Consider the following 18,548-nt stretch of genomic DNA (forward strand, 5'->3'; position numbering starts at 1 on the left):
GTGACGGGATGAAGCGGTTCGCCTTGTTCGGGGAATGCCTGACCGCGGGTTTGCTGGTCCTGCTCGTGGCGCTGCCGGTGGTGACGTTGCTGCCGGCCCTGGCCGCCGGGTGCGCGCACATCAAGGCGCACGTCGACGGTGAGACCACGGCGGTGCGGGCGTTCTTCGAGCGGGTGCGGGCCGCGCTCCCCGGCAGTTGGCCGGTGTCGATCGGGGTGCTCGCGGGCTTCGCGGTGCTGGCGGTCGACGTGGTGTTCCTGCGGACGCGCGTCGCCGGCGGTGGGTTCGTGGCCGTCGTGTGCGTGGTCGCGGGGATCGGGCTCGCGGTGGTGGTCCTGCGCGCGGCGGCTGCCTGGTCGCCGGACGTGCGGTGGCCGGACCTGATGCGGGCGGCGTCGCGTCGCGCGGTCGCTGACCTGGGCGGGTCGCTGCTGCTCGTCATGTCGTTCGGCGTGCTGCTGATCGTGACCTGGCAGCTGCCTCCCCTGCTGCTGCCGATGGTCGGCTGCGTGCTGATGGCGTCCGTCGCGGTGGATCGCCGCCGGGCCGGACACCTTACCGAAAAGGCCCGCTGACCTGGGGTTTTCCCAGTTCGGCGGGCCTCTTCGAGCGGGTCTGTCAGTCGTTGCCGGATTCCAGGGCGACGTGGTCGAGCAGTTCGTCGTCCGCCACCTCGCCGCGCGAGGCGATCACCTCGGCGCCGCCCTCGGGCATCGCGCCGATCAGCTCGGTCGAGGCGACCTGCGCGGCGCTGATCAACGCCGACTGGCGGCTGCCGACCATGCCGAACCCGGCGTACAGCTCGAGCTTGGCGCGGGAGTCGGCGATGTCGAGGTTGCGCATGGTCAGCTGGCCGATGCGGTCGACTGGGCCGAACGCCGAGTCCTCAGTCCGCTCCATCGACAGCTTGTCGGGGTGGTAGCTGAACGCCTGGCCGGTGGTGTCCATGATGGAGTAGTCGTCACCGCGGCGAAGGCGCAGCGTCACCTCGCCGGTCACCGCCGTGCCGACCCAGCGCTGGAGCGACTCGCGGATCATCAGCGCCTGCGGGTCCAGCCAGCGGCCCTCGTAGAGCAGCCGGCCGAGCTTGCGGCCGTCGTTGTGGTACGCGGCCAGCGTGTCCTCGTTGTGGATCGCGTTGACGAGGCGTTCGTACGCGGCGTGCAGCAGCGCCATGCCCGGCGCCTCGTAGATGCCACGGCTCTTGGCCTCGATGATCCGGTTCTCGATCTGGTCGGACATGCCCATGCCGTGCCGGCCGCCGATGGCGTTCGCCTCCAGCACCAGGTCGACGGGGGTGCCGAACTCCTTGCCGTTGATCGTCACCGGCCGGCCCTGCTCGAAGCCGATCGAGACGTCCTCGGCGGCGATCTCGACCGCGGGGTCCCAGAACCGCACGCCCATGATGGGCTCGACCAGCTCGATGCCCGCGTCGAGGCTTTCCAGCGCCTTGGCCTCGTGCGTCGCGCCCCAGATGTTGGCGTCGGTGGAGTACGCCTTCTCGGTGCTGGCCCGGTACGGCAGGTCGCGGGCGATCAGCCACTCGGACATCTCGGTGCGGCCACCGAGCTCGTCGACGAAGGCGGCGTCCAGCCACGGCTTGTAGATCCGCAGCGAGGGGTTGGCGAGCAGGCCGTAGCGGTAGAACCGCTCGATGTCGTTGCCCTTGTAGGTGGAGCCGTCGCCCCAGATCTGCACGTCGTCCTCGAGCATGGCGCGGACCAGCATGGTGCCGGTGACCGCGCGCCCGAGCGGCGTGGTGTTGAAGTATGCACGGCTGCCCGACCGGATGTGGAAGGCGCCGCAGGCCAGCGCCGCGAGCCCTTCCTCGACCAGGGCCGCCCGGCAGTCGACCAGCCGGGCGATCTCCGCGCCGTACACGTGGGCGCGTTCCGGGACCGTGGCGATCTCGGGTTCGTCGTACTGGCCGATGTCTGCCGTGTACGTGCACGGCACCGCGCCCTTCTCACGCATCCACGCGACCGCCACCGAGGTGTCGAGTCCACCGGAGAAGGCAATGCCGACGCGCTCGCCGGCGGGAAGGGAAGTGAGCACCTTGGACACGCCGCTGATTATGCACGGTTATGAATGACCATACAAACCGGGGCTCAGGTCACCGGTACGCCGGGTACACGGCCTGGCTCGGCGGCAGGTCCGGCCACCGGTGCCGGAGTGCGGCGATGGTCCGCTCGAACCAGGCGCGCAGACCGAAGGGCGCCCGACGCGGCCGAGGCGTCCACGGCCACCTGGAGGGTGTCGAGCAACTGCCCCCGCCGGGAGAAGCCCAGCGGGTGCGGGTCGTCGCGGGCCAGGAGCTTGGGCAGCCGCACGCCGTGCCGGGCGGACCACCCCTCGGTCACGGGCGTGACGGACCGAACCGCCGCCGGCGCGCCCGACCGGTCGTCGAGGAGTGCGTCGAGGAGTTCGCCGACCCGTTCCGCGACGTCCGACCGCACGAGTTCAGGCGCTCTCGCGGAGGACCAGCGTGGACGGGTAGCGGGTGAGCGGTGCCGTGGTGCGGCGGTCCAGCACCGCCGTGGCGGCTCCGGCGGCGATGTCCTCGACGGGGTGGGTGGCGGTGGTCAGGCGGCTCAGGGCGGCGAACGCGATGTCGTCGAAGCCCGCGACCGCCACGTCCCCCGGCACGTCCACGCCCGCGCGGCGAAGGGCGGACAGGGCTCCGAGGGCGGACAGGTCGCCCAACGCGAACACGGCGTCGGTGTCCGGCCAGCGGGTCATGATCTCGGCCGCGGCGACCTCGCCCCGTGCGGCGGTGAAGTCGCCGGGCACCAGCCGGGGTGGCGCGCCCGCCTCGTCCACGACCCGGCGGTAGGCGGCGACGGCGCGCTCGGTGCACGGCAGCCACGGCGCCCCGGTGATCATGGCGACCCTGCGCCGGCCGCCGGCGAAGAGGTGTCCGACCACGCTCGCGGTGCCGGCGGCGTTGTCGACGTCGAAGGACGGCACGTCCCGTGAGCCGATGCCGATGGCCGCGATCCGGCCACGGGCGGATTTCGGCACCACGTCCAGCGCCGGTCTCGTCGGGTTGAGCAGGACGATGCCGCCGATGCCCCGGTGCTCCGCCAGCCGCCCCAGTTCGGCCGGGTCGTGCAGCGGCAGCCAGTGCAGGGACACGCCGACCTCGTGCGCGGCGGCGACTTCGGCGGTGGCGGTGACCACGCGGCCCACGTACGGGTCGTTCAGCACGTGCGCGGTCTGACCGCCGACCACGACGGCGATGCGCGTGCCGCTGCGGGTGGCCAAGGCGCGGGCGGCGGCGTGCGGGACGTAGTGCAGTTCGGCCGCGGCCGAGGCGACCCGGTGACGCGCAGCCTTCGACGCCGGTCCCCTGCCGCTGAGCACGCGCGACGCCGTCGCCACCGACACGCCGGCGAGCCGTGCCACGTCGTCCAGCGTCGCGTCGCGCTGCTTCCCCACCACAGCGCCGAGTGTGCCGGCTCTTGTGGTGGAAGCGCTTCCACGGGTGGGGTCGACTTGTCTTCGAGGAGAGGAACCCGCATGTCGACCACCGAGGTGACGTCCGACCCGGCCGCCGTCCGCGGCACCACGATCGGGGTGGCCGTGGCGTTCGGGCTCAACGGCGTGGCGGTGGCGTCGTGGTTCGCCCGCGTCCCCGCCGCCCGGGACGCGCTGGGGCTCGGCGTGGGCGCGCTCGGGCTGCTGCTGCTCGCCATGTCGGCCGGCGCGACGTTGGCGATGCTCACGGCGGGCGAGGTGACGCACCGGCTAGGGCCGCGGCGGACGGTGGTCATGTCGACGACGGGAGTTTCGGCCGGGCTGGTGGTCGCGGGCGTCGCCATCGGCGCCTGGCCTTCGGCGGTGGCGACGGCGGTCGGGCTGTTCGTGCTCGGCTACGGGTCGGGCACCTGCAACGTGGCGATGAACGTGGAGGCGGCGGCGGTCGAGCGGGTCATCGGGCGGACGGTGATGCCCCGGTTCCACGCGATCTGGAGCCTCGGCACGGTGGCCGCCGCCGGGTTGACCGCGTCGGCGGCGTGGCTCGGGTTGCCGGTGACCGCGCACCTCGTGGGCGTCGCGGCGCTGGTGTCGGGCGGCACGCTCGTCGCCGCCCGTTCGTTCCGGTACGGCGGTGAGCCGGTCGGCGCGAAGAGCGGTGTGCTGGAGGCTTGGCGTGAGCCCCGCACGGTGCTGATCGGGTTGCTGGTGCTGGTGCTGGCGTTCACCGAGGGGACCGCGAACGACTGGGTGGCGGTGGCGTTCGTGGACGGCTACTCGTTCGGGCCGGCGGCGGGCGCGGTGGTGTTCGGCGTGTTCGTGGCGACGATGACGTTCGGCCGGGTCGTCGGCACCGTCGCGCTCGATCGCTGGGGCCGGGTCCCGGGGCTGACCGCCACCATGCTGCTGGCCATCGGCGGTGTGGCGATGGCGGTGCTGGGCGGCTCACCGGTGGTGGCGGTGGCCGGCGTGGCGTTGTGGGGCCTCGGCACGTCGCTGGGGTTCCCGGTGGGGATGAGCGCAGCCGCCGACGAGGAAGGTCGGGCGGCTGCGCGGGTGAGCGTGGTGGCGGTGATCGGGTACACGGCGTTCCTGGCCGGACCTCCGGTCGTCGGGTTGCTCGGTGATCAGGTGGGTGTCCTGAGGGCGCTGCTGGTCGTGCCGCTGCTGCTGGTGCCGGCGCTCGCCCTCGTCCCGGTGCTCCGGCCGCGGTAGCGCTACTCGGTGCGCAACGCGGTGGCGGTGGACGTCCTGGCGGCCCAGGTCGCCGGCAGCAGCGCGCCGACGATGGCGATCAGCAGACCCGCGACGCCCATCAGGAGCAGTTCGGGCAGGTCGTGGACGGCGAAGACGGAGGCGGGCAGGCCGAGCCCGGCGCTCTTCTCCATCGCGGGCATGACCGCTCCGTGCAGGGCGACCCCCGCCGGCACGCCGATCGCGGCGCCGACGACGCCGGTGACCAGGACCGACGAGACGACCATGGTGATGGTCTGCTTCGGCGTCATGCCCAGTGCCCGGTGGACGCCGATGTCGCGGACGCGTTCGCGGGTGTCCAGCACGACGGAGTTCAGCACGCCCAGGGCGGCGACCGCGACGAGCATCAGCGTGAGCGTCGCGGTGAGGCTGTTGATCAGCACGATCGTGTCGCTGCCACCATCGGTCCGGGCAGGCCGGGCGGACGTCCCGAGCGGCTTCAGCGCGGTGTCCAGGGCGCCGATGTAGGCGGTGACGTCGGTGCCCGGCCGGACCGCGATGTGGTGGCTCGCGCCCATCGGCCCGGGAGCGGCGGCGAACGTGGCCTCGTCGGTCAGGACCACCATGCCCTCGCTGGACATCTCGAAGACGTCGCCGACGATCCGCACGGTCACCGACTTCCCGCCGTCGTCCAGGGTGACGGTGTCGCCGACCTCCGCGCCGGTGGCGGTCAGGAACGGTCTGGCGGCGACGGCCTCGCCGGGCGCCTGGAACCACCTGCCGGCGACCATCTCGTAGCCGTCCCAGGTGGCGTCACCGCTGAACGAGACGATCGTGCTGGTGCCGGCCACGCCCGCGACGCTCACCCGGGTCCTGGTGGTGCTGTAGTGCGCACGGGTGCCTGGCTGCGCTTCGACTGCGGCGGTGACGGCCGCCGAGTCGACGTCCAGCCGCGTGCCCGGCCCGGACGGGACGGCGTTGCCGTTCCCCTCGACGCCGATCCTGACGTCGGCGTTGTCGTGGTCACGGGCGATCTGCAACTCGTTGAGCGACGACGCCAGGCCGACGGCGAACGTGACGGCCGTGGCGCCGAACAGCACCGCCGCGCCCATCGCCATCGCACGGGCCGGCCGCGCGAACGGACGGGCCAGACCGAGGCCGACCGGTCGGGGCAGCGGCAGGCGCGCGGTCAGTCGCGCCGCCCACCGACCCCGGCCGTGACGCGGGGTGCGACCGACCGCGATGGCGTCCACCGTGCGCAACCGCCCGGCCCGCAACGCGCTGGTCAACGCGGTCACGGCCACCATCCCGAGCGCACCCGCGATCACCACGGCGGCCACCACGGGCGACACGGCCGACGTCACCGTGCCGTACACCTCCTCGGTCTCCGCGAGCACCGGGATGGTCAGCAGGTTGCCCACGACGACACCGATCGCGGTGCCGACCGCGGCCGGGATCAGGGCTTGCGCCACGTACGCCCACACGACCTGGGCCGGGGTGAACCCGAGGGACTTCAGGATCCCGATCCGCCGCGTCCCCGCGCCGACCGCGCCCGCCACCACGTTGCCGACCACCAGCAACGACATGACCAGCCCCAGCAGCCCGAACGCGACCAGGAACGGCACGAACACCGCGACCGCGCGATCGGCCGCCTTCTTCAGCACCAGCCACGACTGCGACCCGCTCAACGCCCCTTCCGGTGCCAGCGCCGCCACCGCGGCACGGCCCGCGTCGACCTGTTCGGCGGTGTCGGCGGTGGCGAGGCGGTAGAGCACCTGGTACCCGGTAGGCGCGGTGATCAGCGACGGGAGCACCCAGCCGTCGGCGGTGCGGCTGATGGACCTTGCCACGCCCACCACCGTCAACGTGGGGCTGCCGGGCAGGTCGGGGAAGGTGAACCGGCGGCCGACGCCGGACCCCTCGCGGTAGTGGGCGAACGGACCGTCCGCCGACACCACGATCTCGTCCACCGCGTCGGCCCAGGCGCCGTCGGTCAGCGTCACGGCGTCCACCGGGCCTCCCGGGTCCGCCCGGCCCACCACCGACATGGGCGCCGGGTCACCGGGGCCGTCCGCGGTCGGGGTGGTCGTCACGGTCGGGAACGGTCCGGCCGACGCCGTGACGCCCGAGGCGGACGCGGTGGCCGACAACTGCGCGGACGTCGTCCTGCCCGCGTCGAACTCCGCGGCCAGGTGCGCGCCTTTCTGCTCGGCGAACGCGTTGTCGAACGGCGCGGCGGACGCGACCAGCAGCGAACCCCCGAGCACGGACGCCGTCACCGCCATCGTCGTGGCGAGCCCGATCACCACGGTCTGCACGCGGCGGCGTCCCACGCCCGACCGCACGACCCTGCCCAGCCCGCTCATCGGGTGGGCTCCGGGTTCGCTGCGACGTCCCCGGCGATCTTGCCGTCGACCAGCCGGATCGTGCGCCTGGTGCACGACCGGGCCAGCGCGAGGTCGTGGGTGACCACGACGATGGTCTGGCCGTCGGCGTTCAGCTCGGTGAGCAGCGCGCTGACGTCCTCACCGGACGCCGTGTCCAGCGCACCGGTCGGTTCGTCGGCGAGCAGCAGCGCGGGGCGGTTCATCAACGCCCTGGCCACCGCGACCCGCTGTCGCTCACCGCCGGACAGCCGACCGGGGTAGGCACGGGCGTGCCGGGCGATGCCGAGCGTGTCGAGCAGTTCCGCCGCACGCCGGCTCGCCTCACCGCGGGCCATGCCCGCCAACTGCGCGGGCAGCACGACGTTGTCGGTCACGGTCAGGTCGTCCAGCAGGTTGAAGAACTGGAACACCATGCCGATCCCGGCCCGCCGGAAGCGCGCCGACGCGGCCTCCCCCAGCCCGTCCACCCGCTTGCCGGCCACCGTGACCGTGCCGGTGTCCGGCCGGTCCAGTCCCGCGATCAGGTTCAGCATCGTGGACTTGCCGCTGCCGGACGGGCCGAGGATCGCGACGGCCTCCCCCGCGTGCACGGTCAGCGACACGTCCCGCAACGCCGGTGGCCCTTCGTCGTACCTGCGGCTCACGTCACGCAGCTCGATCACCGGCGTGGTCATGGTTTCGGTCTCCCTCGATCGTCTCTTCAGGCGGATCGCCTTTCCGGCGCGGTGGACGCTAGGAGCGCGGCGGTTCCGGGCGCGTCGGTCGCGGGAGGCATTTCCGGTAGCCCGCCGGGATGAGGGCGGTCCGCGTCATCCCTGCGATGTAGGCGAGCGGTGTGCATCGAGGGGGCGTGCGGGTGGATGCCGCGGCGCACGGCCGTCCGAGAGAATGAGACGGTGACGAGCGCGCCGGTGGCGGACCGATTGCGGCACTGGGCCACCCTGGTGCTGCTCCCGACCGGTCCGCTCCCCCGGCCCGCGCGGCGCAACTACGTCTTCGACGTCGTGCTGGCGCTGGTGCTCGGCATCGTGTCGGTGGAGTACGCGCTCGACGCGGGCGACTTCCCCGCGCCGGTCAGGTTCCCCGGCCAGGACCTGTCCGAGTTCCGGACCGAGCCGGGCGGTGAGGTCGGCGCGGTGGTCGTGGCGGTCGTCTCGTCGGCCGTCCTGGCACTGCGCCGCCGGTACCCCCTGGTCGTGCTGTGGATCGTGCTCGAAGCGAACCTGATGACGCCGACGGAGTGGCCGAGGCTCACGTTCTACGCGTGCGTCATCGCCGCCTACTCGGCCGCCGCGTACAGCCCGCACCGGCCGCCGGCGTTGGCGAGCCTGGTGGTGACGGTGCTGTCGGTCGCGGTGCTCCGCGATTCGGAGCTGCCGGTCGTGCCGAACCAGTACGTCCCGCTGGTCGTCCTGGTGCCGCTGATCGTCGCGGCGAACGGCCTGCGCACGTGGAAGGTGCGGACCGACGAAGGGCTGGCGCAGGTGTCGGCGCTGGAACGCGAGCAGGCGGAGGCGTTGCAGCGGGCCGTCGCGCACGAGCGCTCCAGGATCGCCCGCGAGCTGCACGACGTGGTGACGCACCACGTGAGCGTGATGACGATCCAGGCCGGCGCGGCCCGCAAGGTGATGGCGACGGCGCCCGACCAGGCCGAGGAGGCGTTGCTCGCGGTGGAGGCCGGTGGGCGGGCGGCGATGACGGAGCTGCGGCACGTCATGGGGCTGCTGACGATGGACGGCGCCGATCCGGCCGAACTCGCGCCGCAGCCCGGCCTCGATCAGCTGGAGGCGTTGGTGTCCCGGGTGCGCGACGCCGGGTTGCCGGTCGAGCTGACCGTGACCGGTGTGCCGCGCCCGTTGCCGTCGGGGGTCGAGCTGACCGCGTACCGGGTGGTGCAGGAGGCGTTGACGAACACCGTGAAGCACGCGGCGGGCGCGCCGGCGACCGTGACCGTCGACTACGGGGCCGACGACCTCCGGGTGGACGTGGTCGACACCGGCGGCGAGCCCGGTCCCGGTGCGGCCGGCGGTGCCGGGCACGGGTTGATCGGCCTGCGTGAGCGCTTGGCCGTGTACGGCGGCACCCTGAACGCCCGGCGGCGCCTTGGCGGCGGGTACCGCGTCACCGCCCTGATCCCCTTGGAGGCACCGTGACCGGATCGCTGCGCGTGGTGGTCGCCGACGACCAGGCGCTGGTCCGCACCGGTTTCCGGATGATCCTCAGCGCCGACGGCATCGACGTGGTGGCCGAGGCGGCCAACGGCGCGGACGCCGTGGACGCGGTCCGGCGCACGCGGCCCGACGTTGTGCTGATGGACATCCGGATGCCGGAGCTGGACGGGCTGGAGGCGACCCGGCGCATCCTCACCGGCGCGGACGGCGAGCCGCGCGTGATCATCCTGACCACGTTCGACCTCGACCACTACGTGTACGCCGCGTTGTCGGCCGGTGCCAGCGGTTTCCTGCTCAAGGACGTGACGCCGGAACACCTCGTCGCGTCCGTCCGGATGGTCCGGGCGGGTGACGCGTTGCTGGCCCCGACGATCACCCGGCGGCTGGTCGAGAGGTTCGCGAACCGGGGTGCGGACACCGCCGCCCCACACCGCGACCTGGCCGCCTTGACGCCGCGTGAACTGGAGGTATTGCGGCTGTTGGCGCGGGGGTTGAGCAACGCGGAACTCGCCGATCGGTTGCACCTGTCGGAGGCGACGGTCAAGACCCACGTCGCCCGGATCTTGGCGAAACTCCGGCTGCGGGACCGGGTGCAGGCCGTCGTGGTCGCCTACGAGACTGGTCTGGTGAGCCCTGGCGGGGAGGGTTAGGTGTCCCGGTGTCGTGCGGCCTGTTGGGCTGGCGTGGCCTGCTCGGCTGGCATGGTTGGCTCGGCTGGCACAGCTCGTTCGGCTGGCGTGGTCTGTTCGGCCCGTACGGCCGGTGTGGCTGGCGCGGCCTGTTGGGCTGGCGCGGTCGGTGTGGTCTGTGCGGCCGGCGCGGCCTGTTCGACTCGTGCGGTGATCTCCTCGGCCTGGCGGTAGTGGTCGGCGGCTTCGGCGTGCCGTCCCAGCGCCCTGGCCAGGTTGCCGAGGTGGCGGGCGGTGGGGCCGAAGGTGAGCAGGCCGCTGCCCGCACCGGCCAGTTCCCCCGAAGCCGGAAGCAGCCGGGCGTAGAGGCGTTCCATCATGGGTCGGTCACCGGCTTCGACGGCGATCTCCGCGTGCAGACAGGTCCGCGCTTCGAACAGCAGGTCGTGCGGCGAGTCCGGCACGTCGGCGGCGAGGGCTTCGTCGCGCTCACCCCGCGCCAACAGGACCAACGGTCGCGCCCAAGGCTCGTACGGGCCCCAGTCGGCGTCCTGCACCTCGCCGACGCCGAGCAGTGCCAACGGCAGGATTCCGCGCTCCAGCCCGGACATCCCGGTGCCGGTGAGCCTGGTCGCGGCGGCGCGGTAGGCGGTTCGGGCTTCGGGCCGTCGGCCGGTCGCGGCCAGCCGGAGTGCGGCGTACCAAGCCGTGAACACACCGACCAGCGGCAGGTCGTGGCGTTCGGCGAGCACGTCGGCGGCGGTGGCGTGGTGGTCGGCGGACGGCAGGTCGGCGAGTGCGGCGTGGGACTGGACGAGGATCAGGTGTGCCAGCACCTCGAACGTCACCAGGTCGTGGCGGCGGGCCAGGTCGAGGAGTTCTTCGCCGATGCGGGCCCGTTCGGGCGCCAGACCGGCTCGGTGGAAGGTCTGGAGGAAACGGCCGTTCAGCGCCAACGCGAGCAGCGACGGGTCGTCCAGGTCACGGGCGATCGTCTCGGCTTCGCGTGCCGCCGCCAGTCCGCGTCGTCCGGCGTCGGCCCGTCGCTCCATCGCGATGGTGATCAGGAGGCGGGCGCGTTCCGCCTCGTGCCCGGGCGGCAGGACGGCGAGGGTGCGCTCGGCGGCCGTGACGAGTTCGGCGGACAGCGCCTCGTCGTCGTTGGTCGTCCAGATAGCGGGCACGTCGAACGAGCCGATCGTGCGGGCGACCCGCACCGGATCACCCACCGCCGCCGTGACGGCCTCCGCGCGGTACCGGCGTGCCTGCGCCAGGTCACCGGTCACGGCGAGCGCCCGCACCAGCCCCATCAACGCCTCCAGGCGAGCCTCACCCGGACCCGACCGGTCCAGCGTCTCCCGCCACAGGGTCGCGGCTTGGTGCGGTGCGAACCGGCGTTCCGCGCGTTCGGCCGCCGCACGGGTGTAGTGCGCGGCACGTGCGGCGGTGGCGCGGTTCCCGGCTCGCAGGAGGTGGTGGGCGATGGCCTCCACGTCGTCCGGCCGGGTCCGCTCGATGACGTCGGCGGCTGCGGCGTGCCACCGGGCACGGCGGGCGCGCGGGATGTCCTCGTACAACGTCTCGTGGACGAGTGCGTGGGCGAAGCCGAGGCGGTCGGCGTTCCGCTCGACCAGGAAGCCCGCGAGCACAGCGGATTCGACGGAGTCCAGCACCGCGTCCTCGTCACCGGCGAGCTGGATCAGGACGTCCAGGTCGACGTCCTGGCCCAGAACCGATGCCTGGCGCAGGTGGGTCCGAGCCGTGTCACTGAGCTTCGTCAGCCGGTGGCGGATGACGTCGCGGACACCGGCGGGGACGGTGCGGAGGGCTTCGTCGCCTTCGGACTGCCAGAGACGGGTGAGTTCGCGGACGAAGAACGGGTTGCCGCCGCTGCGGGCGTGGACCGTGCGCACGTCGGCCGCCGTCATCTTGTGGTCGGTGATGGCGTCCACCAGTTCCCGCACCCCGGGTTCGGTCAGGCCTCCGAGGTAGATCCGGGTCGGTTCGGCGCGGGCGGCCCGGCCCAGGGCCTCGGCCAGACCGGCGGAGATGTCGGTCGAGCGGTACGTGCCGACGACCAGCACGGGTCCGGTGTCGGCGTCGGCCAGCGCGGTGAACAGGGCGAGGGTTTCCTCGTCGGCCCAGTGCAGGTCGTCGAAGACCAGCAGGACCGGGTTCTCCGCGGCGATCGCGGCCAGGTGCGAGGCGATCGCCCGGTGCCGGTGGAACCTCGCGGCGACGGGGTCGGCATGTCCTGCCGCGGCAAGGGTTTCGCTCATCTGCGTCCACGGCCAGGCAGGGGGTGCCGGTAGTTCCGGGCACGTGCCCCAGGCGGTGGTCCAGCCGGCGGCGGCCAGTCGTTCGGCCAGGGCACCGGCCAACGCGGTCTTGCCCGCCCCGGCGGCGCCGGAGATCAAGGCGAGGCGCGTCGCCCGCGCCAACGCGGCCAACTCCGCGGTGCGACCGACGAACGGGTGCTCGGGAGGCGGCTGTGGGGTTTGGACGGTGAGGTGTGTGGCCTGGGCGAGGACGTCCGCCTCCAGCTGCCGCAGGCCTTCACCGGGGTCGACGCCGAGTTCGGTGCGCAGGACTTCACGTGCCTGGCGCAGCGTCGCCAACGCGTCGCCCTGCCGGCCCGTCCGGTACAGCGCGAGGGCGAGCAGCCGTCGGCCCTCCTCGCGCAGCGGATGCCCCGCCACGTGCGCCCGCAGGCCCGGCACCGTCTCGGCCGCCTTACCGAGGGCCAACGCCGCCTCGGCCCGCCGTTCCACGGCCAGCAGCCGCACTTCGTCCAGCCGGGCAGCCTCGCCGCGTGCCCAGTCGTGGTCGAACTCGGCATAGGCGGGTCCTCGCCACCGGCCCAGCGCGTCGTCCAACAGCACGAGGGCCTGCCCGGCGCGACCGTCCGCCAGCAACCGGGCCGACGCCGCGACCTCGTCCTCGAACCGCCAAGCGTCGACCTCCTCCGCCCGCAACGCGTAACCGGGCGGCGCGGTGACCAGCAGCCGGGCGGGAGTACGGGGTGGACGGTCCGGTTCCAGGGCCTTCCGCAGCGCGCCGACGAACGTCTGCACGGCGCCCAGAGCACCGTCCGGCGGGACGTCCCAGAGGTCGTCGATCAGCCGCGTGACCGGCACGACCCGTCCCCTGGCCACCAGCAGCCGTGCCAGCACGGCCCGGTGCCGCAGGCCCTTGAGGTCGACCGGCCCGCGCTCGTCCTCGGCCTCCAGCGGCCCCAACACGCCGAAACGCACCATCGCCGGACAACGTAGCCGACCGGCCGTCCGGGCACCGCTGATCCGACGCTGACCGGGCGCTGATCGCGGTACCGCAGAGTCGTCCACCGAGGACGTTCACAGCAAACACGAGGAGCCACGAAATGCCCCCGAGGATCACGTCGTTCACCCGGCAGCGAGTACTCGTCGCCGACGGTGTGTCGCTCAACGTCGCCGTGGGCGGGTCGGGCAGCCCGATCGTCCTCCTCCACGGCTTCCCGCAGACGCACCTGATGTGGCGGCACGTCGCCGTCGACCTGGCCGCCGACCACACCGTCATCTGCCCTGACCTGCGTGGTTACGGCGACAGCGACAAGCCGGCCGATGACGGGCAGGCCTACTCCAAGCGGACCATGGCGGCCGACGTGGTGGCCGTCGCCCGTGCTTTCGGGCACGAGCGGTTCGCGTTGGCCGGGCACGACCGGGGCGCGCTGGTGGCGTTCCGCTTGGGCCTGGATCACCCGGACGTGGTCACCCACCTGGCGTCGTTGGACGTGCTGCCGACCCTCGACATGTGGGACGTCATGCACGGCACGACGGCCGCCGTGGGCTTCCACCTGTACCTGATGGCGCAGCCGCCGGGGTTGGCGGAGACCATGATCGCGGCGTCGGCGGACGCGTTCTTCGGCCACTTCCTCGACGTCTGGGTGAACGACCCGACGTCCATCCCGGCCGACATCCGTGCCGCTTACCTGAAGGCGTCCCGTGAGGCGGTGCCGTCGATCGTCGCCGACTACCGGGCGTCGGCCACCGTCGACGTCGAACACGACCGGGCCGACCAGGTGGCCGGCAACCGACTGCGGATGCCGGTGTCCGTGCTCCAGCAGGACTGGGGTGCCGCCCTCGGTTTCGACGCCGCCGCGCGGTGGCGTGAGTGGGCGACCGACTTGGAGCACAACACCGTGTCGTGCGGTCACTTCATGGCGGAGGAAGCACCGGCCGACGTCGTGAAGGCGTTGCGGGACCTGCTCGCCCGGTAGTGCACGAGTGTTGAATTCATGCGTTCCGAACGTAGGACTCACGTGTCCTGAGCGTAGGACTCACGTGTTCTGAACGTTGGACTCACTGGTCTGGGTGTTGGGCTCGCGTGTTCTGGAGGTGCGACTCGCGCGGGCGCGGGAGGATCTGGTTCATGGGCAAACGGATCTTGGTGACGGGTGGGACCGGGCTGCTGGGCCGCAGGGTGGTCGAACGGCTCGAACGCGACGGCCACGACGTGCGGGGCCTGAGCCGTCGCCCGCAGCCGTCACCGGGTTGGGTGGTCGCTGACCTGAAGACCGGGCAGGGGGTGCGGGAGGCGGCGGCCGGGATGGACGTGATCGTGCACTGCGCGACCGCGTTCGGCCGGGGTGCGGAGGCCGCCATCGCGGGCCGGGTGGTCGAAGCGGCCGGACAAGCCGGCGCCCACCTCGCGTACGTCTCGATCGTCGGCGTCGACCGCGTACCTCTGCCCTACTACCAGGGCAAACTCGCGGCCGAACGGCTGATCGAGCGGTCCGGCCGACCGCACACGATCCTGCGGGCCACCCAGTTCCACGACCTGCTGCGCGTGCTGTTCGCCGGAGCGGCCCGGTCACCGGTGATGCCGGTGCCCGCGCTCCGCTTCCAGCCCGTCGACGCGGGCGACGTGGCCGACCGGCTCGCGGACCTGGCCGTCGGAGAGCCGCTGGGCCGAGCGCCCGACTTCGCCGGACCGCAGGTCAGGGACGCCCGCGACCTGGCCGGGGCGTTCCTCCGGGCCACCGGACGCCGACGGGCGGTGGTGCCGGTCCGGGTGCCGGGCCGCACCTTCCGCGGCTACCGCGACGGCGGCCACCTCGCCCCCGACCGCGCCGACGGCACCGTGACGTTCGAGGACTACCTGGCCGCGCACCCCGACCCGTGGGCGACCTCGTACCGGGGGAAGCGGTCCTGAGGGAGTGGCTGCGCGACGGGCTCATGTCGTCGCCGTCAGCCGGGGCCTGACCGACGCGGTCGCCCTCGGGGTGGCGCGTCCGGCTGTTCTCCCGGAGCTGTCCCGGCACGCGCTCGGCGGGCCCGCAGCGAGCCGGGCCGCGCCGTCACCGACGGGTCGCGCCGGGTCTTGGCCAGGCTCGCGACGGTGACGACGACGAGCACCACGACGATCACGGCCAGGCTGACGAACGTCGGCACCTCGGGCACCCTCGGGTCGATGTCGGCGTGCGCCCACTGGAGGATCAGCTTCACCCCGATGAACGCCAGGATCAGCGACAACCCGGTCGACAGGTACACCAGCCGGTCCAGCAGCCCCTTCACCAGGAAGAACAACGCCCGCAACCCCAGCAGCGCGAACGCGTTGCAGACGAACACGATGTAGGGCTCCTCGGTGATGCCGAACACCGCGGGGATGGAGTCCAGCGCGAACAGCAGGTCGATGCTGCCGATCGCCAGCAGCACGACGAGCAGCGGTGTGGCCACGAACCTGCCGTCGTCGCGGGTGAAGAGCTTCCCGCGCACGTAGTCGTCGGCGATCGGCAGCACCCGCCGGGCGGTCTTGACCACGATGTTGTCCTCGACGTCCGGGCTCTCGTCCCGGTGCCGGAACAGCTGCACGGCCGTGTAGAGGAGCAGCAAACCGAAGATCAGGAACGCGAACGAGAACAACGACAACAGCGTCGCGCCGACCGCGATGAACACCGCGCGCAGGGCCAGCGCCATCACGATGCCGAACGTCAGCACCTTGTGCTGGTGCTCCTCGGGCACCGCGAACGTGGACATGATGATCACGAACACGAACAGGTTGTCGACCGAGAGGCTCTTCTCCACCAGGTAGCCGACGAAGTACTCGGTGCCCAGCTCGCCTCCGTTGTGCAGCGTGAACCACACGCCGAACAGGATCGCGACGGCGATGTAGAACACCGACCAGCCGGTCGCCTCGCCGATGCCTACCCGGTGCGGGCGCACGACGGCGTGCACCATGTCCACCGCGAGCAGCAGGACGATCAGACCGATCGTGAGCACCCACGTGAGTCCGCTGACGGTCAGCACGGCGTCAGCGGGCGGACGTCGGCGGCACCGGCCGGGGCATCGGCTCGGGTGGCACCGGTTCGGGTCCGGGCGGCTGTGGTCCGGACGGCCGGGGTCGGCCCGGCGACGGGTCCGGCGGGATCAACGGGTCGGGCGAGTCGGGCTCGTGCCCCCGCGGGTTCGGGCCCGGCGAGTGCGGACGTTCGGTCACGACGTTCCTCCTGGTAGCGCCTGGTCGCGGTCGCGGTGCACCACCGCCACGGAGCACGGCGCGTGGTAGAGCACGGCGTGGCCGACCGAGCCGAGCAGCGCACGGCGGATCGCGCCGCGGCCGTGGCTGCCGACGACGAGCAACGCGGCCGTGCGGGCGTTCTCCAACAACGCGTGCGCGGGACCGTCGAAGGCCACCGCCCGGCTCACCCGCACGTCCGGGTACTCCTCGCGGTGCGGTGCCAGGCTCCGGTCGATCAACGCCTCGGCCTGCGCCTCCACGTGCGGCCGGTTGGCGTCCTGGTTGCGCAGCGGGGCCAGCGCCTCCAGCGGCAGGTCGGCCCACGCGTGCACGGCGAGCAGGTCGCCGCCGCGGCGGGAGGCGTACTCGAACGCGAAGGCGACCGCCCGGTCGCTGGTCTCCGACCCGTCGACCCCGACGACCACCCGGCCGTCCTCGCGGCCGTCGCCGCGCACCACCACGGTCGGGCCGTGGTGGGCGTGCACCAGGTCCGCGGTGGTCGAGCCGAGCAGTGCCCGGGACAGCCCGGAACGCCCCGACGAGCCGACCGCGAGCAGCTCCGCACCCCGCGCGACCCGGCTCAGCACGTCGGCCGAGTAGCCGTCCTCCAGCGACGTGCGCACGTCCAGCCCAGGAGTGCGCTGCTCGCACTCGGCGGCGACCTCGGCCAGTTCCTTCTCGGCGAACCCGCGCACCGCCTCGTCCGTCACCGCGTCGGGCAGCGGCACGGCCATCGGCGACATGGCCAGTTCCGGCATCGGCCCGCGCAGCACGTTCACGACCAGCAGGCCACACCGCCGGCTGGCCGCTTCACGCGCGGCCCAGAACGCGGCCAGCCGGGACGGCTCGGAACCGTCGAAACCGACCACGACCGCGCCGTGCGCGCCGCCGTGCCGAGGGCTGGACATGCACCACCTCCGCGGTTCTCCGGGAACCGGAGGAATACCCCGGCGAGCGCACGGGGTAACCGGTTTGAGCCTGGACGTAACGTCCGGCGCGGCCGACGCGACGCCACTGTCACACCGCCCGGTCCACGGAGGAGCGTTGCGATGACCGATCTGCACCCGTCGGACGGGGATCTCGCCGTCGAGACGACCGAGGTGCGCGGCCTGTCCGTCACCCGGGTCACCGGCGACGTCGACGTCGTGGGCGTCGACCTGATCCGCGCCGAGTTGGACGCCCAACTCGACCTGCGGCCCCCGGCGCTGGTCGCGGACCTGTCCGACGTGACCGTGCTGGGCTCGCTCGGCATCGCGGCCCTCCTCGAGACGCACCACCGCGCGGTCGCGGAGGGCGTGCCGTTCACGGTCGTGGCGAGCCGCCGCTCGGTGGTCCGCCCGCTGCGCCTCACCGAGGTGGACCGGTTGCTCAAGGTGGTCCCGACGCTGGACGACGTGGCCACGACCCGCGCGGGCTGACCCCGACCCGCCGCGTAGCCGGGCGGCGACCGGGGTAGTCCGACGTGTGGGGTCGTTGTCGATCGACCACGGGTTCACCGCGTACGGCACTTCCCACTGGGTCGTGCTGGTGCTGTTCGCGGTGGGCGTCGCGGCGGTGGTGGCGATCGGGCGTCGGCGGCCTTCACGTCGGTTCTCGCGCTGGTTCGCGGGGGTCGTCCTGGTCCTCGAAGTGGCCATCCACGCGTATCTGATGCTGCCGCCGCGCTGGGACGTCCAGCACTCGCTGCCGCTGCAACTGTCCGACCTGGCCGGGCCGGTCGCGGCGTACGCGTTGTGGTCGCAGCGCCGGTGGGCGTTCGCGCTCACCTACTACTGGGGGCTGACGCTGAGCGTCCAGGCCCTGGTCACGCCGGTGCTGCGGGTGGACTTCCCCGACCTCGGGTTCCTGCTCTTCTGGGCCACGCACCTGTTCGTCGTCTGGGCGGCCGTCTACCTGACCTGGGGGCTCGGCCTGCGGCCCGACTGGCGCGGGTACCGGCTGGCCGTGTTGATCACGGTGGTGTGGGCGGCGGCGGTGTTCGTGCTGAACCTGGCGCTCGGCTCCAACTACGGCTACGTCAACCGGAAGCCGCCGACCGGGTCCGTGCTGGACCTCCTCGGCGACTGGCCGTGGTACCTCGTGCCCGAGAGCGCGGCCGTGCTCCTCGTGTGGGCGTTGATGACGTGGCCGTGGACGCGGCGGGGCAGCCGAAGGTCATGAGCGAGCCCCAGGAGGTCCACCCGAATGGGGGCCCT

16 protein-coding genes are annotated in these 18,548 nt (G+C 72.8%); 8 read left to right on the forward strand and 8 right to left on the reverse strand.

Annotation, left to right across the window (positions count from 1 at the left end; all coding sequences use genetic code 11):
* Positions 1-8 precede the first annotated feature (8 nt).
* Entirely contained in the window at positions 9-575 is a 567-nt protein-coding gene (locus tag OQ02_RS43720; RefSeq protein ID WP_051772222.1) for a hypothetical protein, read from the forward strand.
* Between the two features lie 43 nt (positions 576-618).
* Here the strand turns inward: OQ02_RS43720 and argG are convergent, their stop codons facing one another.
* Genes argG through OQ02_RS12760 form a run of 3 tightly spaced genes read right to left on the reverse strand, consistent with a single transcriptional unit; the run spans position 619 to position 3,441 of the window.
* Positions 619-2,064, reverse strand: a complete 1,446-nt coding sequence (gene argG / locus OQ02_RS12750) for an argininosuccinate synthase (protein ID WP_033438592.1) — start codon at positions 2,062-2,064, stop codon at positions 619-621.
* Between the two features lie 44 nt (positions 2,065-2,108).
* Positions 2,109-2,456, reverse strand: coding sequence for a hypothetical protein (locus OQ02_RS12755; protein WP_033438593.1), 348 nt, complete (start codon positions 2,454-2,456; stop codon positions 2,109-2,111).
* A 4-nt stretch (positions 2,457-2,460) separates the two neighbouring features.
* Positions 2,461-3,441, reverse strand: coding sequence for a LacI family DNA-binding transcriptional regulator (locus OQ02_RS12760; RefSeq protein WP_033438594.1), 981 nt, complete (start codon positions 3,439-3,441; stop codon positions 2,461-2,463).
* Positions 3,442-3,519: 78 nt separating this feature from the next.
* Here OQ02_RS12760 and OQ02_RS12765 point away from each other — a divergent pair, with 78 nt between their 5' ends.
* On the forward strand, positions 3,520-4,692 hold the full coding sequence (locus OQ02_RS12765) for an MFS transporter (RefSeq protein ID WP_033438595.1): 1,173 nt from the start codon (positions 3,520-3,522) through the stop codon (positions 4,690-4,692).
* A 2-nt stretch (positions 4,693-4,694) separates the two neighbouring features.
* Here the strand turns inward: OQ02_RS12765 and OQ02_RS12770 are convergent, their stop codons facing one another.
* Positions 4,695-7,037, reverse strand: coding sequence for an ABC transporter permease (locus OQ02_RS12770; RefSeq protein ID WP_033438596.1), 2,343 nt, complete (start codon positions 7,035-7,037; stop codon positions 4,695-4,697).
* Positions 7,034-7,732, reverse strand: coding sequence for an ABC transporter ATP-binding protein (locus tag OQ02_RS12775; protein ID WP_033438597.1), 699 nt, complete (start codon positions 7,730-7,732; stop codon positions 7,034-7,036). Before OQ02_RS12775 ends, OQ02_RS12770 begins: the two co-directional genes overlap by 4 nt.
* Before the next feature lie 222 nt (positions 7,733-7,954).
* Here OQ02_RS12775 and OQ02_RS12780 point away from each other — a divergent pair, with 222 nt between their 5' ends.
* Both OQ02_RS12780 and OQ02_RS12785 read left to right on the forward strand, forming a co-directional pair.
* Positions 7,955-9,211, forward strand: coding sequence for a sensor histidine kinase (locus OQ02_RS12780; RefSeq protein WP_231499987.1), 1,257 nt, complete (start codon positions 7,955-7,957; stop codon positions 9,209-9,211).
* Positions 9,208-9,879, forward strand: a complete 672-nt coding sequence (locus OQ02_RS12785; protein ID WP_033438598.1) for a response regulator — start codon at positions 9,208-9,210, stop codon at positions 9,877-9,879. Before OQ02_RS12780 ends, OQ02_RS12785 begins: the two co-directional genes overlap by 4 nt.
* Here the strand turns inward: OQ02_RS12785 and OQ02_RS12790 are convergent.
* Positions 9,876-13,115, reverse strand: a complete 3,240-nt coding sequence (locus OQ02_RS12790; protein WP_081915573.1) for a BTAD domain-containing putative transcriptional regulator — start codon at positions 13,113-13,115, stop codon at positions 9,876-9,878. The two genes, OQ02_RS12785 and OQ02_RS12790, sit on opposite strands and share 4 nt — an antisense overlap.
* Positions 13,116-13,237: 122 nt before the next feature.
* Here OQ02_RS12790 and OQ02_RS12795 point away from each other — a divergent pair, with 122 nt between their 5' ends.
* The gene (locus OQ02_RS12795) at positions 13,238-14,113 is read left to right on the forward strand and encodes an alpha/beta fold hydrolase (protein WP_033438599.1); all 876 of its coding nucleotides are present in this window, start codon (positions 13,238-13,240) and stop codon (positions 14,111-14,113) included.
* 152 nt (positions 14,114-14,265) lie between these two features.
* Positions 14,266-15,048: an SDR family oxidoreductase gene (locus OQ02_RS12800; protein ID WP_033438600.1), complete on the forward strand. Its 783-nt coding sequence runs from the start codon at positions 14,266-14,268 to the stop codon at positions 15,046-15,048.
* Between the two features lie 35 nt (positions 15,049-15,083).
* Here OQ02_RS12800 and OQ02_RS12805 read toward each other — a convergent pair whose 3' ends face one another.
* Both OQ02_RS12805 and OQ02_RS12810 read right to left on the reverse strand, forming a co-directional pair.
* Complete coding sequence (locus tag OQ02_RS12805) at positions 15,084-16,142, reverse strand: TerC/Alx family metal homeostasis membrane protein (protein WP_051772223.1); 1,059 nt, start codon at positions 16,140-16,142, stop codon at positions 15,084-15,086.
* 186 nt (positions 16,143-16,328) lie between these two features.
* On the reverse strand, positions 16,329-17,261 hold the full coding sequence (locus OQ02_RS12810) for a universal stress protein (RefSeq protein WP_033438601.1): 933 nt from the start codon (positions 17,259-17,261) through the stop codon (positions 16,329-16,331).
* 141 nt (positions 17,262-17,402) lie between these two features.
* Here OQ02_RS12810 and OQ02_RS40885 point away from each other — a divergent pair, with 141 nt between their 5' ends.
* On the forward strand, positions 17,403-17,771 hold the full coding sequence (locus tag OQ02_RS40885) for an STAS domain-containing protein (RefSeq protein WP_051772224.1): 369 nt from the start codon (positions 17,403-17,405) through the stop codon (positions 17,769-17,771).
* A 46-nt stretch (positions 17,772-17,817) separates the two neighbouring features.
* The gene (locus OQ02_RS12820; protein ID WP_033438602.1) at positions 17,818-18,513 is read left to right on the forward strand and encodes a YwaF family protein; all 696 of its coding nucleotides are present in this window, start codon (positions 17,818-17,820) and stop codon (positions 18,511-18,513) included.
* The last annotated feature ends 35 nt before the right edge of the window (positions 18,514-18,548 follow it).

The organism is Saccharothrix sp. NRRL B-16314 (assembly GCF_000716595.1).
Taxonomy (GTDB): Bacteria; Actinomycetota; Actinomycetes; order Mycobacteriales; family Pseudonocardiaceae; genus Actinosynnema.

Bases quoted from the DNA above. Each gene is read 5' to 3' on its own strand.
- OQ02_RS43720 (WP_051772222.1), top strand. From the start codon at position 9: ATGAAGCGGTTCGCCTTGTTCGGGGAATGCCTGACCGCGGGTTTGCTG.
- OQ02_RS12765 (WP_033438595.1), top strand. From the start codon at position 3,520: ATGTCGACCACCGAGGTGACGTCCGACCCGGCCGCCGTCCGCGGCACC.
- OQ02_RS12770 (WP_033438596.1), bottom strand. From the start codon at position 7,037: ATGAGCGGGCTGGGCAGGGTCGTGCGGTCGGGCGTGGGACGCCGCCGC.
- OQ02_RS12775 (WP_033438597.1), bottom strand. From the start codon at position 7,732: ATGACCACGCCGGTGATCGAGCTGCGTGACGTGAGCCGCAGGTACGAC.
- OQ02_RS12790 (WP_081915573.1), bottom strand. From the start codon at position 13,115: ATGGTGCGTTTCGGCGTGTTGGGGCCGCTGGAGGCCGAGGACGAGCGC.
- OQ02_RS12795 (WP_033438599.1), top strand. From the start codon at position 13,238: ATGCCCCCGAGGATCACGTCGTTCACCCGGCAGCGAGTACTCGTCGCC.
- OQ02_RS12800 (WP_033438600.1), top strand. From the start codon at position 14,266: ATGGGCAAACGGATCTTGGTGACGGGTGGGACCGGGCTGCTGGGCCGC.
- OQ02_RS12810 (WP_033438601.1), bottom strand. From the start codon at position 17,261: ATGTCCAGCCCTCGGCACGGCGGCGCGCACGGCGCGGTCGTGGTCGGT.
- OQ02_RS40885 (WP_051772224.1), top strand. From the start codon at position 17,403: ATGACCGATCTGCACCCGTCGGACGGGGATCTCGCCGTCGAGACGACC.